Origin of the sequence: Tateyamaria sp. Alg231-49 (assembly GCF_900143535.1) — a bacterium.
Lineage (GTDB): Bacteria > Pseudomonadota > Alphaproteobacteria > Rhodobacterales > Rhodobacteraceae > Tateyamaria.
On the sequence record NZ_FRFA01000020.1, the window covers coordinates 1 to 13,709 of the forward strand.

A 13,709-nucleotide genomic window follows, 5' to 3' on the forward strand; every position below is an offset into this window, starting at 1 on the left:
GTGGTGACCGCATTCTTGTCGAAGAAGACACCCGCGCATTTACCGCGCTCGGCGCCACAGGCGGACAGGCGCGCGTTCCGTTTTTCTCGCAGGACCTGAGTGCGCTTGAAGCCATTGCACAGGTCGGAGGTCTGCAATCGGCAACCGCTGACCCAACGGGCATCTTTGTCCTGCGCAATGAGCCAGAAGAGATATCCAATGCTGTTCTGGGTCGAAATGATCTGGTTGGTGCCCAGCGCCTTATTTATGTACTGGACTTGACCAAGCCCAACGGATTGTTTCAGGCCCGCGACTTCGTCATCCGCGATGACGACACAATCTACGTCACCGAAGCCCCATATGCTCAGTTCAGCAAGATCCTTGGTGCTCTTACTGGTCCGGCTGTTTCGTTGGATGCTTTGTCGAGCCTTGGTCAATAACCATCGCCAAGGGCACACTGCGTGGCACAAACTCTCATTCCCACCGCCGGACCTGAAAAGGCCCGGCGGCTTTACGTTTATAACGGCGGTTTTCTGACCCAGACCCGAGTGCGTCGTATTCTGAGCCTTTCGGGGTACCGTGTGTCCCTTGGCCTGCCCGGCGCTGATGATTTGGTCGGGATCTGGGGGAATTCTCCGACTGCCCATCGCGGTCTGTCCGTGGCCGCCAAACGCAACACGCCCGTGCTGAGGATTGAGGACGCTTTCTTGCGTTCATTGTTCCCCGGGCGTGTCGGTGCCCCACCTCTTGGGTTACTCATGGACAGCAAGGGCGCACATTTTGATGCGGCGCGCCCCTCCGATCTGGAGGATATGCTGGCCAAACATCCGCTGGATGACACGGCGCTGCTGGACCGGGCCCGCGGCTGCATCGCACGCATCCAAGAGGCTCATCTAAGCAAATACACAGCCTTTGAACCCGACACCCCTGTGCCCGCACCCGGCTATGTTCTGGTCATCGATCAGACGCGCGGAGACGCGTCCGTCACGGCCTCTGGCGCGGATCGCAACCGTTTCCTTGAGATGCTGTTTGTTGCCCGCGACGAACACCCCGGTGCGCGGATTGTGATCAAGATGCACCCAGAAACCGAGCAAGGCTTTCGTGAGGGCTATTTCAGCGCTGATGACGCCGGGGATGGGGTGGAATTGCTGCGCGATCCAGTCAGCCCGTGGGCCCTGTTTGAGGGGGCAATCGCGGTTTACACGGTCTCTTCCGGCCTTGGGTTTGAGGCGATGCTAACGGGACATAAACCGCGGGTCTTTGGTCAGCCGTTTTACGCAGGGTGGGGTCTGAGCGGTGATGAATTTCCGGTGCAGCGCCGTCAACGCAAGCTGACACGGGCGCAGCTGTTTACCGGCGCGATGATGCTTTACCCCAAGTGGTACGATCCGTTTCGCGACAGTCTGTGCGAGATTGAGACAGCGATCGAGACGCTCGCGGCCGAGACCCGCGCATGGCGCGAAGATCACAAAGGCTGGGTCGCAAGCGGCATGCGCATGTGGAAACGCAAACCCATGCAGAAGGTGTTTGGTCGCTACAAGGCGATGACATTCATTGATGACCCTGCAGCCGCCCGCGCCAGCGCACGCCCATGGATGGTTTGGGCGGGCAAGGCCGAGGTGGGCCATCAGGCCGCACTGCGGGTTGAGGATGGATTTCTGCGCTCAAAAGGATTGGGCGCTGAACTGGTGCCGCCCCTGTCACTGGTGACAGACGATCTGGGCATTTACTATGATCCGTCCCGCCCAAGCCGCCTTGAAAAGCTGATCCAAATGCGCAGCACTCTGCGCCCCGATCAGGCGCGACGGGCGGAGGCGTTGATAAGAGCGCTCACGCGTGACCAGATCAGCAAGTACAATCTGGGCGGTGCACTCCCTGAATTGCCGGAAGGTCCGCGTGTTCTGGTTGTTGGTCAGGTCGAAGACGATGCGTCGATCCGGACCGGCACCGGTCAGATCAAAACCAATCGCGCACTGCTGGAGGCGGCGCGTACGGCACATCCAAACGCTACGCTGATCTACAAACCCCACCCGGACGTAGAGGCAGGCCTGCGCGCCGGCGCGTTTGATGCGAGCGAATTGGCAGATGTGGTGGCCGATCAAAGTGACATTGCGGCCCTTCTGGGCGCTGTGGATACGTTGTGGACCATGACCTCTCTCGCCGGGTTCGAGGCTTTGTTGCGCGGCGTTTCGGTCGTCACAGTGGGCGTTCCGTTTTATGCAGGCTGGGGCCTTAGCACCGATCACGGTGACGTGCCCCCGCGGAGACGTGAGACTGTCACGCTGACAGGCTTGGTTCATGCCGCGTTGATCGATTACCCACGCTACTTTGACCCTGTAACCGGCCTGCCCTGCCCTGTTGAGGTTGTCGCCGAGCGTCTGGCAAGTGGCGCGGTGCCCCATCCGGGATGGTCAAATCGTGCATTGTCAAAGCTGCAAGGGCTGCTGGCCAGTCGCGCGCACTTGTGGCGCTAGAGCGCGCGGCGCCATTCGTGGCAGATATCCGGGCCGATGCGCCGCACAGCGTCCAGATCGAACCGTGCAGCCTCTGACAGCTTGCCAAGACCAAGCGCCCCGATATTGGGCAACCCCTCAGCCCCAATCGCGACACCCGCAGTAAAGCCCACCAGTCGATCCACAAGATCCGCCTCGATCAGCGCGGCGGCCAGCGCGCTGCCACCTTCGCAAAATACCCGCGTGAGCCCATAGGCACCCAGTTGTTTCAGCACGTCCTGCGGATCAAGCTGGCTGCCCCGCGCAGCACATGAAACCAAGTGCGCGCCTAGATCAGCCCATGTCTTTTGCAACATCGGGTCGGCGTCCCGTCCGTGACACAACAAGACAGGGATTTCGCGCGCCGTGCGGGCCAGATTGCCAAGCAGCGGGACATCAAGACGACGCGATACCACCACACGCGCAGGCTGATGATCCACCCCGAGCCCACGTACCGTCAGCGACGGATCGTCATGGCGTGCCGTGCCCCCGCCCACCATGACGGCGTCATGGCGCACGCGCATGGCGTGCACAACGCGCCGCGCTTCGGGTCCCGTGATCCACTGGCTTTCGCCGGTACCTGTTGCGATCCGACCGTCAAAGCTGCTGGCAAGTTTAAGTGTGACAAGCGGACGGCCCTGTTCCGTGCGCAAAAGAAACCCGGTCAGATCTGCCTCGGCCTCGTCCGCGCAAACGCCTGTTTCGACGTCGATCCCAGCCTTTTCCAGCCGCGCAATGCCAGCCCCATCCACGCGTGGATCACTGTCCTGCAAAGCGACGACAACGCGCGCAACTTTTGCGTCAATCAACGCCTCCGCACAGGGAGGTGTCTTGCCATGGTGCGCGCAAGGTTCAAGGGTGACATAGGCGGTGGAGCCTTGGGCCGCCGAACCCGCCTGCGCCAAAGCTTGGGTTTCGGCATGGGGTCTTCCACCCGGCTGAGTCCAGCCGCGTCCAACAATCCGCCCCGCTTTGACGATCACACAGCCAACAGCAGGATTGGAACCCGTGTTCCCCTGCCCGCGCCGCCCCAAGCTTAGGGCGAGCGCCATGAAGCGAGTGTCGCTGCGCGCGCTCACTCGTCTGATTGGCTGTCGGGTCGCAGTTCCTGCACGAATTTGTCGAAGTCATCCGCAGCCTGGAAGTTCTTGTAAACGCTGGCAAAGCGCACATAGGCGACCGTGTCGATCCGATGCAGGGCTTCCATGACAATCTCACCGATGGTCTTGGACGGAATGTCGGTTTCCCCCATGGATTCCAAGCGGCGGACAATGCCGGAGATCATCTGATCAATCCGCTCGGGATCGATGGGACGTTTCTGCATTGAGATGCGGATGGAGCGTTCGAGCTTGTCGCGATCGAAGTCCTCGCGCTTGCCATTGGATTTGATCACAACAAGATCACGCAACTGCACGCGTTCATAGGTGGTAAAGCGCCCACCGCAGGCTGGACAAAAGCGACGACGCCGGATGGATACGTGATCCTCTGCGGGACGGCTGTCTTTCACCTGAGTGTCTATATTTCCGCAAAACGGACAGCGCATCGCCCATCCCCCTCTTACAAATCCTGCCAGTGGTAGAGGTTTGCCCCCTATTCCACGAAACTATACGAGGTTGCCTAGGTTTTGGGTAGTCCAGAAATTGCACCGCTAGATAAGCGGTGTCTGCCCAGTCTCATCGACGGACAATCTGCCCGTTTGGCAGGCGGATACGTACAACACGAAAGTCGCTCCCGAAGCAAAGCGAATGGGCGTGACCTGCAGAAAACGACTTGCCGGTGGTTTGCACGCCCTGTGAATAGGACTTGGACGCATTGGGCACTTCTTGCGTTGTGAACACGACACCCTTTCGACCCTGAGCAGCGACGGACGGTCCGCGGGCTTGTTTTATGTAAATCTCGCCGTTGGTCATACCGAGGACGCGCGTGGCGAATATCCCAGCTGCGCACCACATTTGCGTTCCACCTGCACCGTCCGCTTCGATCGCCTCGAATGTCGTCTTATCAAGTGGCACAATTGGAATCGTAAAGGTTTCTAGCGTCGCAATTCCAAAAGCATTGACGTTCAGCGGTGTCAGAACGGCAAGCAGCGCGGCAAGGGCCAAAGATTTGGACATGAAACTACTCCTCTTGTTGTGCCCAGAATAAGCCTTTTGCGGCGTATTGATAGTCGTGCTGGTGTCAATGCGCACGCTTTGGCGCATGGGCGGTCACTGCAAATGCGCCACAACACGACGGGTTTTGGGGGCATCGCGGTGTTCGAACAGGTAAATGCCCTGCCATGTGCCCAAAGCAAGGCATCCGCCCGAAACCGGGATGTTCAGGCTAACGGGCAGCATAGCCGCCTTGATATGTGCCGGCATATCGTCGGGACCCTCGTAGGTGTGCGTCAGGTAGGACATCGAAGGATCCGTGCTGCGCGGCACGAGCCTGCCAAAAAACGCAGTGAGGTCGGTTTGCACCTCGGGGTCCGCGTTTTCCTGAATGAGCAGCGAGCAAGAGGTGTGTTGCACAAACAGGGTGAGCAGACCGGTACCCGTTGCCCACTGAGCCACGTCCCGGGTGAATTCGTAAAGGCCCTGACCGCTGGTTTGGAGTGTGAAGGTCGTTTGCATATAGCGCCCCTTTTTAGCGGAACACCCTATCACCCTGTTCGTCGATCATCTGTTTGGCTTTGGCGATTGAGGCCGCGGCGGCCTCGTCCAGGTCGCCAATTGTGTCGGCGCGGATCAGCGTGTGGCTCAGCGTCTCGCCATCGACCTCTTTTTCGATGCGGGCGCAGATACGGTATTGAGTGCCGTCGCGCTGGGGTGTCGGCGTGATTTGAAACTCTTTATAGGTCTCGCCCGCTGTTTCGCTCGGGTCATCGCTGCCACCGCCAAATAGTTTTTTCAAAAAGGACATTTGGTTACCTCATCGCATCACATTTGCAGTTGGAACGAAAAAGGCCACAGACGGGGATGCCCGTCCGTGGCCTTGGATCTTTTAGGCGTGCATCACTGATCCAGGAACGAACGCAGCTTGCGGCTTCTGCTCGGGTGCTTGAGCTTGCGCAGCGCTTTCGCCTCGATCTGGCGAATACGTTCGCGAGTCACGCTGAACTGTTGGCCGACCTCTTCGAGGGTGTGGTCCGTGTTCATCCCGATACCAAAGCGCATGCGCAGCACACGTTCTTCACGCGGAGTGAGCGAGGCAAGCACGCGTGTCGTGGTTTCCTTCAGGTTTTCCTGAATTGCGGAATCCAGAGGCAGGACCGCGTTTTTGTCCTCGATGAAATCGCCAAGCTGGCTGTCTTCCTCGTCCCCAATTGGGGTTTCGAGCGAAATCGGTTCCTTGGCGATTTTCATCACCTTGCGGACCTTTTCAAGCGGCATTTGCAGCTTTTCGGCCAGTTCCTCAGGCGTGGGTTCGCGGCCGATCTCGTGCAGCATCTGGCGCCCAGTGCGGACCAGCTTGTTGATCGTTTCGATCATGTGCACGGGGATACGGATGGTGCGCGCCTGATCCGCGATGGACCGGGTGATCGCCTGACGGATCCACCATGTGGCGTAAGTGCTGAACTTATAACCGCGGCGATATTCGAATTTGTCGACCGCCTTCATCAGGCCAATGTTGCCTTCCTGAATGAGGTCAAGGAATTGCAGGCCACGGTTGGTATATTTTTTGGCGATAGAGATGACGAGACGCAGGTTGGCCTCCACCATTTCTTTCTTCGCCTGGCGGGCTTCTTTTTCGCCCTTCTGAACCTGTTGCACGATGCGGCGGAATTCAGAAATGTCGAGGCCGACATACTGACCGACTTGCGCCATGTCATTGCGCAGCTCGTCAACTTTACCGGCTGAGCGTTCAATGAACATTTGCCAGCCGCGGCCAGACTTTTCGCCCATTTCTTCCAGCCAGTTGGGGTCCAGTTCGCGACCACGATAGGAATCGACAAATTCCTTGCGGTTGATGCGGGCCTGGTCGGCCAGTTTCACGATGGCCGAGTCGATCTGCATGATACGGCGGTTGATGCCGTAAAGCTGGTCGATCAATGCCTCGATACGGTTGTTGTGCAGGTGCAATTCATTGACCAACAGCACGATTTCGGACCGCAGCTTTTGGTAGGTCGCCTCGTTCTTGTCAGAGAAAGAGCCATCTTCGTTCAGGGTCGCCGAAATCCGGCTGTCCTGCATTTCGGACAGCATGGCGTAGTCGTTGGCAATGATGTCGAGAGCCTCAAGCACTTGCGGCTTAAGTGCCGCCTCCATCGCGGCAAGCGACATGTTGGCCTGTTCGTCTTCGTCGTCATCGTCGTCTTTGGCAATCGGGTTGCCGTCGGCATCAAGTTCGGGGCTGTCGTCGGTTTTGGCCTCGGGTGCACCGGCGGTTGGCACCACAGGTTCTGTGGTCTCCTCGCCTTCTTCGCCCATCTGGTTTCCGAATGTCGCCTCAAGATCGATCACATCACGCAGCAGGATCTCTTCGGACAAGAGTTCGTCGCGCCAGATGGTGATCGCCTGGAAGGTGAGTGGGCTTTCGCACAGGCCCGCGATCATGGTGTTACGACCGGCCTCGATCCGTTTTGCGATCGCAATCTCGCCCTCACGGCTCAAAAGCTCGACGCTGCCCATTTCGCGCAGATACATGCGGACGGGATCGTCTGTACGGTCGAGCTTTTCCTGACCCGTGGCGCCCAGCGTCAGATCGCGGATGCCTTCGGTGGTGGTCACATCGGTCGAGCCTTTTTGCTCTTCCTCTTCGGCCTCTTCATCTTCGATGATGTTGATGCCCATTTCGGACAACATCGACATCACGTCTTCGATCTGTTCGGAGCTTACCTGATCAGGCGGCAGTACTGTGTTGAGCTGATCATAGGTAATGTAACCCTTCTCGCGGGCCTCGCCGATCATCTTTTTGACAGCGGCCTGGCTCATATCGAGCGAGTGCTCATTGTCCTGATCGTCTGTCTTTGAATCTTCGTTCGTGTCTTTCGCGGCCATGCTGGGCTCCTTCGTCGGGGCTCATAGGCGATTCGCTTGCCCGAATCGCTAAAGAATCATTTCGTTATCTGGGTGATTCGGCCACCCTCTTACCGCTATTTTCCTAATGGTTTGAGGCTAAAACGCATCACCGCTTTGGCTTGGAAAAGCTGATTTGGTCCATCAGGGAGGCAAACGCGTCACGTTCGCTCTTACTGATTCGCGCACCGTTCGCGCTAACGTCGTATTCGGCGTTGTCCTCTTTGCCCGTACGGGTTGCATTTTCGGCGGCGGCTGCAGCTTGTCCCAGCCTCCAGGTCACCCCTTCGTCTGCGACCCCTTCCAGGTCCTGCATCGCATCCGCGATTTCGGCGTCCAGTCCCTTCACCGCGCTGAGTTTTGCGAGCTCTTCGGCCACGGTCATACGGGCCATATCGCTGTCGCCTGGTGTGCGGATACAAGGTATCAGTGCCACATGGCGCGATGACATCAGGTTATCAAGGGTTTGTGGCCCCAGAGCGCCTAAAATATTTTCCCGCAACGCATCTTTGCCGCTATGCGCGTGACGCAAAATCATGTCCCGCAAGGTGGCGTGGTCTGGATCGGCGCAATTGAGGCTCTCTAATCCGCTTTCGAACTCATCCGCCACATCCGGTGTCGCGATCAGTGCCGCCAGAATGACCGCTTCACGCAAGTGAACGCCCACGTGATCGCCGCCCGCCACCAGTGCTGACGACTTTGTGCTGGGCATTGGCGTCGGTGGGGCTTGCCAGCCACGCTTGCCTTTTCCGCCCTGCCAGCCGCCGCCTGCCTGAGGAGCGGCTCCACGTTTGGCGCGGAACAAATCCCAGCGTAAGTCTTTGATTTCCTGCCCGTAATGCTGACGGATCGACGGGTCTTGGATCAGCTTGATCTTGTCACGCAATGCCTTGTCGAGCGCAGCCTTGCGCTCAGGGCTGTCAAAGACTTTGCCCTCAGTCTCGCGTTGCCACAGCAAACGGACCATAGGGATAGCTTCATCCAACAGTTTTTGCAGCGCGCCCGTCCCTTGTGCCTTGAGCAGATCATCTGGGTCCAGCCCTTCGGGCATCAGTGCAAAACGCAGAGATTTGCCCGCCTCAAGCGCCGGAAGGGCCAGATCGATCAGCCGCATGGCGGCGCGCAGGCCTGCCGTATCGCCATCTAGCGCGATGATCGGTTCATCTGCAATACGCCACAGCATGGCCAACTGGTGTTCCGTGATGGCCGTCCCAAGCGGGGCAACGGATGCGCCAAACCCGTGTTCAGCCAGCGCGATCACGTCCATATAGCCTTCGGCCACGATCAGGGGGTGCCCCTTGCCCGCAGCCGTACGCGCAGGCCCGTGGTTATAAAGACTGCGCCCCTTGTCGAACAGTTCGGTTTCGGGCGAGTTCAGATATTTGGCATTGTCGTTTGGGTCCATCGCACGGCCCCCAAAGGCCGTGCAGCGCCCGCGGGCGTCCCGGATCGGAAACATGATACGCGCCCGGAACGTGTCGTAAGGTTTGCCACCTTTTTGGCTGGGTTTGGCCAGTCCTGCGCCAAGGATCAGATCATCTTCGACCCCTTTGGCCTTGAGCGCATCCCAAAGCCCTTGCCAAGCATCTGGCGCAAATCCGATTTCCCAGCGATCCTGAGCACTTGCATCAAGCCCGCGCCGTTCAAGGTAGTCGCGAGCCTCAGAGGCCGCGCCCGTTTTCAGCTGCAGGCGAAAATGCTGAACGGCTTGTTCCATGACATCCGCAAGCAGTGTGCGGCGATCCTGTTTTTCCTGCGCGCGAGGGTCGCGTTCAGGCATCGGCATTCCGGCCTCACCAGCCAGTATCTCAACCGCTTCCATGAACCCCACATTCTCGGTTTCGCGCACAAAGCTTATGGCGTCCCCTTTGGCGTGGCAGCCAAAGCAGTAGTAATAGCCCTTGCGATCATCGACGTGAAAGCTGGCGGTCTTTTCGTGGTGGAACGGGCACGGCGCCCACAGATCGCCCTTGCCTTGGTTGGACTTGCGCGCATCCCACATGACTTTGCGCCCGACCACCTGCCCAAGCGACAAGCGCGTGCGCAGTTCGTCCAAAAATCCAGGGGGCAGGCTCATGCTTTATAATATTGGGGCGCACAGGGTCAGAGTCGAGTCCGAAACCCTATTGTTGCAGGCACAACTCGTTCCAACCGGCACCCAGGTCTTCGTTGCGGATCACCTTCCGCTTTTGCTCGTAGACCCAAGGTGTGATCAAGGGGATGACGTTGTTGTATTTTTCGGGCCATGTGGGCGACTGAGCAAGGATGTGATCCTGTACATCGCGCTCTGCTACCCGTTCCAGACGCGCAGTCTGGATCGCTTTGACGACTTCGGCCTGATAAGCACAGGTCTCTTTCTTGTCTTCCGCAAAAGCGGGCGTCGCAAAGGCAGCGGTGGCAAGGATCAGTGCAAATCGGGTCATGGCAGGCTCCGGAACAGAAGAATCGTTCCTGAAGTTTTAGCCGCGCGACGCGACGCTTTCCATGGCTCTTTCCAGATCGTGAAGAAGCGTGCCAGCCATGGACCGGAATACCATCAACAAGAAACTGTCCGCACCAATCCGTGTCACCGACCCGTTCATGTGCTGGATTTGGGTGCGCGCCGAATGCCCCCGCTTGAAATGGGCGGCGGAGACATCGACAGGGACAACCCGCGCCAGAACCGCCTTCACATCCGCACCCGTCAGGGTCACGCTCGTCCAGGCATCGCTTTGCAGAGTCATCGCGGCATACGCGTTAAGGGCTGCATCCGGTTCCGGCCCAGCGAGCATTACCGTATCTTTACCAAACCAGATCGCCCGCGCACCAGCCTTGCCAGTGGCACGCAGCGGGGCCGGCCATGCGAATCCGTGGGCTGCCTTGAACGCACCGCCCAATGCCTTGGCCTGCCCGGCAAAGGGCGCAATCGAGGTGAGCACGCCTAAATCAACTTCGACCAACGCCACCCTGCCGATAGTCTTTACCTCCATGCCGTCCAGAGGCGTTTTTGCAATCAGATCAGCCACGGGTGCGCCCTCCTTCCGGGTCAAAGAACACCGGGTCGCACAGTTCCACCCGGGTTTGAATGCCACGCAAATGATCGACCATGTTCAAAACCTCGCCATGCCGGGACAACCCGTTCTGAACAAAGCCAAGCCCAAGGTAGTGCCCAAAGGTCGGAGAGAACGCGACAGATGTCACATAGCCTTGATCGTGCGCGCGCACCGGTTCTTCTCCATCGCTGTAGATATGTGCGCCGGCGGTCAGTTGTTTGACTGCACCCACAGGTTTCATCCCGACCAACTGCTCGCGTCCCTCTGCAAGGAAGCCGGGGCGGTGGGCCATGGTTTTCCCAATAAAGTCCTTTTTCTGCGACAGCATCCGTCCCATCCCGATGTCCTGAGCGCTGATCCGACCATGGATTTCGGAATGGGTAATGAATCCCTTTTCGATCCGCAGGACGTTGAGCGCCTCCATCCCGTAGGCCCCGCCGTCCATCGCCTCGGCCTGTGCGAGCAGTTGCCGAAACATCGCGTCGCCATAGCGAGACGGCACCGCAAGTTCGTAGGCGTGTTCGCCCGAGAATGAGATGCGGAACAGACGCCCTTGCACACCTTGCACGCTGACGGGGCCGCAGGCCATGAAAGGCCACGCCTCGACATCGAGTGTCTCATCCAACAAACCATTCAGCAGATCCCGCGCCTTTGGTCCGGCTACAGCAAACTGCGCCCACTGCTCGGTGACGGACATGATCCGCACGTCCCATTCGGGATGCAGCGCCTGTGTCACAAATTCGAGGTGGCGCATGACCTGGCCTGCCGCCGCCGTCGTGGTGGTCATCACGTAGTGGTTTGGGCCCAGCCGCGCCGTGGTCCCGTCATCCATGACGAACCCATCTTCGCGCAGCATCAGGCCATAGCGCACGCGGTTCTCTTTGAGCGTCGAAAACATGTTGGTGTAGACAAAGTCGAGCAGCTTGGCGGCATCTGGGCCCTGAATGTCGATCTTGCCAAGGGTCGAAACATCACAGACCCCCACAGCCTTGCGAACATAGCCGACTTCCCTGTCACACGACTGGCGCCATGTGGTTTCTCCGGCGGTGGGGAAATAGGAGGGGCGATACCACAAACCCACCGCGATCATCGGGGCACCCATGCCAACGCTGGCCCGGTGGCTGGTTGTCTTCCGCTCAGGCGCGAACCCAGCACCCTGCGCGCCTGCACCAAGCGCGGCAAGCGCCACGGGGCTAAAGGGCGGGCGGAAGGTCGTTGTGCCAGTCTCGGGGATACCGCGCCCGGTCGCGTCCGCCAGCAACGCAAGCGCGGTCACGTTTGAGTTCTTGCCTTGATCCGTCGCCATGCCTTGGGTGGTATAGCGCTTCATATGTTCGACTGAGGTGAAGTTTTCCACTGCCGCCTGTTTGACATCCTTGACGCTGACGTCGTTCTGGAAATCAAGCCATGCCCGCCCTTTGCCCGGTACAGCCCACAGAGGAGAGACCGCGTAAGGCGTGTCCTCTGCGGATGGCAATGCAACGTCCGCGATCGTCATGCCCATTGCTTTCAGGCTCGCTTTGGCCGCCGCTGCCCCCTCGGACAGGCACGCCGCCGTCGAAAACGCACCATTGCACGCACCTGCCACTTCCATTCCGGGAATGGAGCCCGGGGTCGGGACGAAGCTGGCGATATCAGCATTCCAAGTGGGCCGCCCATTCATATGACAGGTCATATGCACTGTCGGGTTCCAACCGCCTGAGACGGCCAGACAGTCAGTCATGATGTTCTCGACGCCCGCGCCCGTCTGCACGCTGACGGCTTCAAGCCGCTTGCGCCCGGAACTGCCCGACACCATGGCACCCGCAATCACGCGGTAGTCGCCCAGCGCCTTGGCATCCGCACGGCTGTCGATGACGGCTGCGACATGTACGCCTGCATCAACCATATCCAGAGCAGTGCGGTGCGCATCGTCGTTGTTGGCAAAAACGGTGACCGCTTTGCCCGGAGCCACGCCCCAACGGTTAAGATACGCGCGCACAGCGCCCGCGCCCATGATCCCGGGCCGGTCGTTGTTCTGAAACGCGATATGGCGTTCGATCGCGCCTGCCGCCAGAACCGAACGCTTGACGACAATGCGCCAGAAGGTTTCCTTGACCCCGCCCTTGGGCATGTCCGGGACGTGATGACCAACCCGCTCCAACGCGCCAAACGTGCCGCCGTCATAAGCGCCCGTGACGGTGGTGCGCGTCATCAGTCGCACATTTTCCATGGCAGACAGGGCCTTTATGGTCTCGGCGACCCAGAGCGATCCAGGCTTGCCATCCACCTCAAGCGTCTCGGCATTCAAGCGCCCGCCCATCAAGCTGTCTTCATCCGCCAGTATAACCTGTGCCCCGGACTTGGCGGCCACCAAGGCTGCCATCAAGCCAGCAGGCCCAGCCCCGATCACCAACAGGTCACAGAACGCATATGCCTTTTCATAGTGATCTTCGTCTTTGACCGGGCCAAGCGCACCCAGGCCTGCCGCGCGGCGGATCGCAGGTTCATAGACCTTTTCCCAGAACGCACGGGGCCACATGAAAGTCTTGTAATAAAAACCGGCTCCCAAAAAGGGCGCAGCCAGGTCGTTGACACTCAGCAGATCGAAACCAAGCGACGGCCAAGCATTCTGCGGACGCGCCTCAAGTCCCTCGTAAACCTCTTGCACCGTGGCGCGCACATTCGGGTCGGTGGCCCCGCCTTTGCCAACGGTGACCAATGCGTTTGGCTCTTCAGAGCCAGCGGTCAGAATGCCGCGTGGACGATGGTATTTGAACGACCGACCCACCATGCGCACGTCATTGGCCAGCAAAGCCGAGGCGAGCGTATCACCGGCAAACCCGCGATAGGTACTTCCGTCAAAACGAAAAGACAGCGACGTGTTGCGGTCGATCAGACCCTTACCAGCAACCCTCATCCCTTGCCCCCTGCGGCGAGATCCGCGCTCTTCACTTCGTGGGTGGCCGTGTTGCGCACCACCTTCAACCACGCGCCGCATCCCGCATCATGGCTCCACAACTCTTCAAAATCGCCGGGCTGGTTTTCGCGCAGATGCAAATAGTCATCCCATGCCGCCTCACCGGCATCCGGAGCAGGGCGTTCCAACATCACGGCCGCCCCCTGATAGTAAAACTCACGCACATCGCGCTCGCCGCAAATCGGACATCGCAGCCGCATCAGACGTCTCCTTGATGGCACTGCGTCCATCTCTTCTCTGATTTAAAAAA

Annotated in this window: 12 protein-coding genes and 1 pseudogene; 2 read left to right on the forward strand and 11 right to left on the reverse strand. The window is 59.2% G+C overall.

Annotation, left to right across the window (positions count from 1 at the left end; all coding sequences use genetic code 11):
- Positions 1 to 419: pseudogene (locus DHN60_RS19690) on the forward strand (polysaccharide export protein); the annotation flags it as partial.
- A 21-nt stretch (positions 420 to 440) separates the two neighbouring features.
- On the forward strand, positions 441 to 2,453 hold the full coding sequence (locus tag DHN60_RS19695) for a capsular polysaccharide biosynthesis protein (RefSeq protein ID WP_234423719.1): 2,013 nt from the start codon (positions 441 to 443) through the stop codon (positions 2,451 to 2,453).
- On the opposite strand, the gene ribD is transcribed toward DHN60_RS19695, so the two are convergent.
- The 11 genes from ribD to DHN60_RS19750 form a co-directional block, all read right to left on the reverse strand.
- Entirely contained in the window at positions 2,450 to 3,550 is a 1,101-nt protein-coding gene (gene ribD / locus DHN60_RS19700) for a bifunctional diaminohydroxyphosphoribosylaminopyrimidine deaminase/5-amino-6-(5-phosphoribosylamino)uracil reductase RibD (RefSeq protein ID WP_255415589.1), read from the reverse strand. The two genes, DHN60_RS19695 and ribD, sit on opposite strands and share 4 nt — an antisense overlap.
- Positions 3,547 to 4,014: a transcriptional regulator NrdR gene (nrdR, locus tag DHN60_RS19705; protein WP_108839031.1), complete on the reverse strand. Its 468-nt coding sequence runs from the start codon at positions 4,012 to 4,014 to the stop codon at positions 3,547 to 3,549. The genes ribD and nrdR overlap by 4 nt, the downstream gene beginning before the upstream one ends.
- Before the next feature lie 130 nt (positions 4,015 to 4,144).
- Positions 4,145 to 4,585 carry a hypothetical protein gene (locus DHN60_RS19710; RefSeq protein WP_159089303.1) on the reverse strand — a complete coding sequence of 147 codons (441 nt, stop codon included), beginning with the start codon at positions 4,583 to 4,585 and terminating at the stop codon, positions 4,145 to 4,147.
- Between the two features lie 93 nt (positions 4,586 to 4,678).
- A complete protein-coding gene (locus DHN60_RS19715) occupies positions 4,679 to 5,083 on the reverse strand; it encodes a secondary thiamine-phosphate synthase enzyme YjbQ (protein ID WP_108839033.1) in 405 nt (134 codons plus the stop codon).
- A 13-nt stretch (positions 5,084 to 5,096) separates the two neighbouring features.
- The gene (locus DHN60_RS19720) at positions 5,097 to 5,372 is read right to left on the reverse strand and encodes an HlyU family transcriptional regulator (protein WP_108839034.1); all 276 of its coding nucleotides are present in this window, start codon (positions 5,370 to 5,372) and stop codon (positions 5,097 to 5,099) included.
- A 92-nt stretch (positions 5,373 to 5,464) separates the two neighbouring features.
- Complete coding sequence (rpoD, locus tag DHN60_RS19725) at positions 5,465 to 7,450, reverse strand: RNA polymerase sigma factor RpoD (protein WP_108839035.1); 1,986 nt, start codon at positions 7,448 to 7,450, stop codon at positions 5,465 to 5,467.
- A gap of 127 nt (positions 7,451 to 7,577) precedes the next feature.
- Positions 7,578 to 9,545 carry a DNA primase gene (gene dnaG, locus DHN60_RS19730; protein WP_108839036.1) on the reverse strand — a complete coding sequence of 656 codons (1,968 nt, stop codon included), beginning with the start codon at positions 9,543 to 9,545 and terminating at the stop codon, positions 7,578 to 7,580.
- Between the two features lie 46 nt (positions 9,546 to 9,591).
- Complete coding sequence (locus tag DHN60_RS19735) at positions 9,592 to 9,891, reverse strand: hypothetical protein (protein ID WP_108839037.1); 300 nt, start codon at positions 9,889 to 9,891, stop codon at positions 9,592 to 9,594.
- A gap of 36 nt (positions 9,892 to 9,927) precedes the next feature.
- Positions 9,928 to 10,473 (reverse strand): sarcosine oxidase subunit gamma, encoded by a 546-nt coding sequence (locus DHN60_RS19740; protein ID WP_108839038.1) that lies wholly within the window; start codon positions 10,471 to 10,473, stop codon positions 9,928 to 9,930.
- On the reverse strand, positions 10,466 to 13,399 hold the full coding sequence (locus tag DHN60_RS19745) for a sarcosine oxidase subunit alpha family protein (protein WP_108839039.1): 2,934 nt from the start codon (positions 13,397 to 13,399) through the stop codon (positions 10,466 to 10,468). The genes DHN60_RS19740 and DHN60_RS19745 overlap by 8 nt, the downstream gene beginning before the upstream one ends.
- Complete coding sequence (locus DHN60_RS19750) at positions 13,396 to 13,659, reverse strand: sarcosine oxidase subunit delta (RefSeq protein WP_108839040.1); 264 nt, start codon at positions 13,657 to 13,659, stop codon at positions 13,396 to 13,398. The genes DHN60_RS19745 and DHN60_RS19750 overlap by 4 nt, the downstream gene beginning before the upstream one ends.
- Between the last annotated feature and the right edge of the window lie 50 nt (positions 13,660 to 13,709).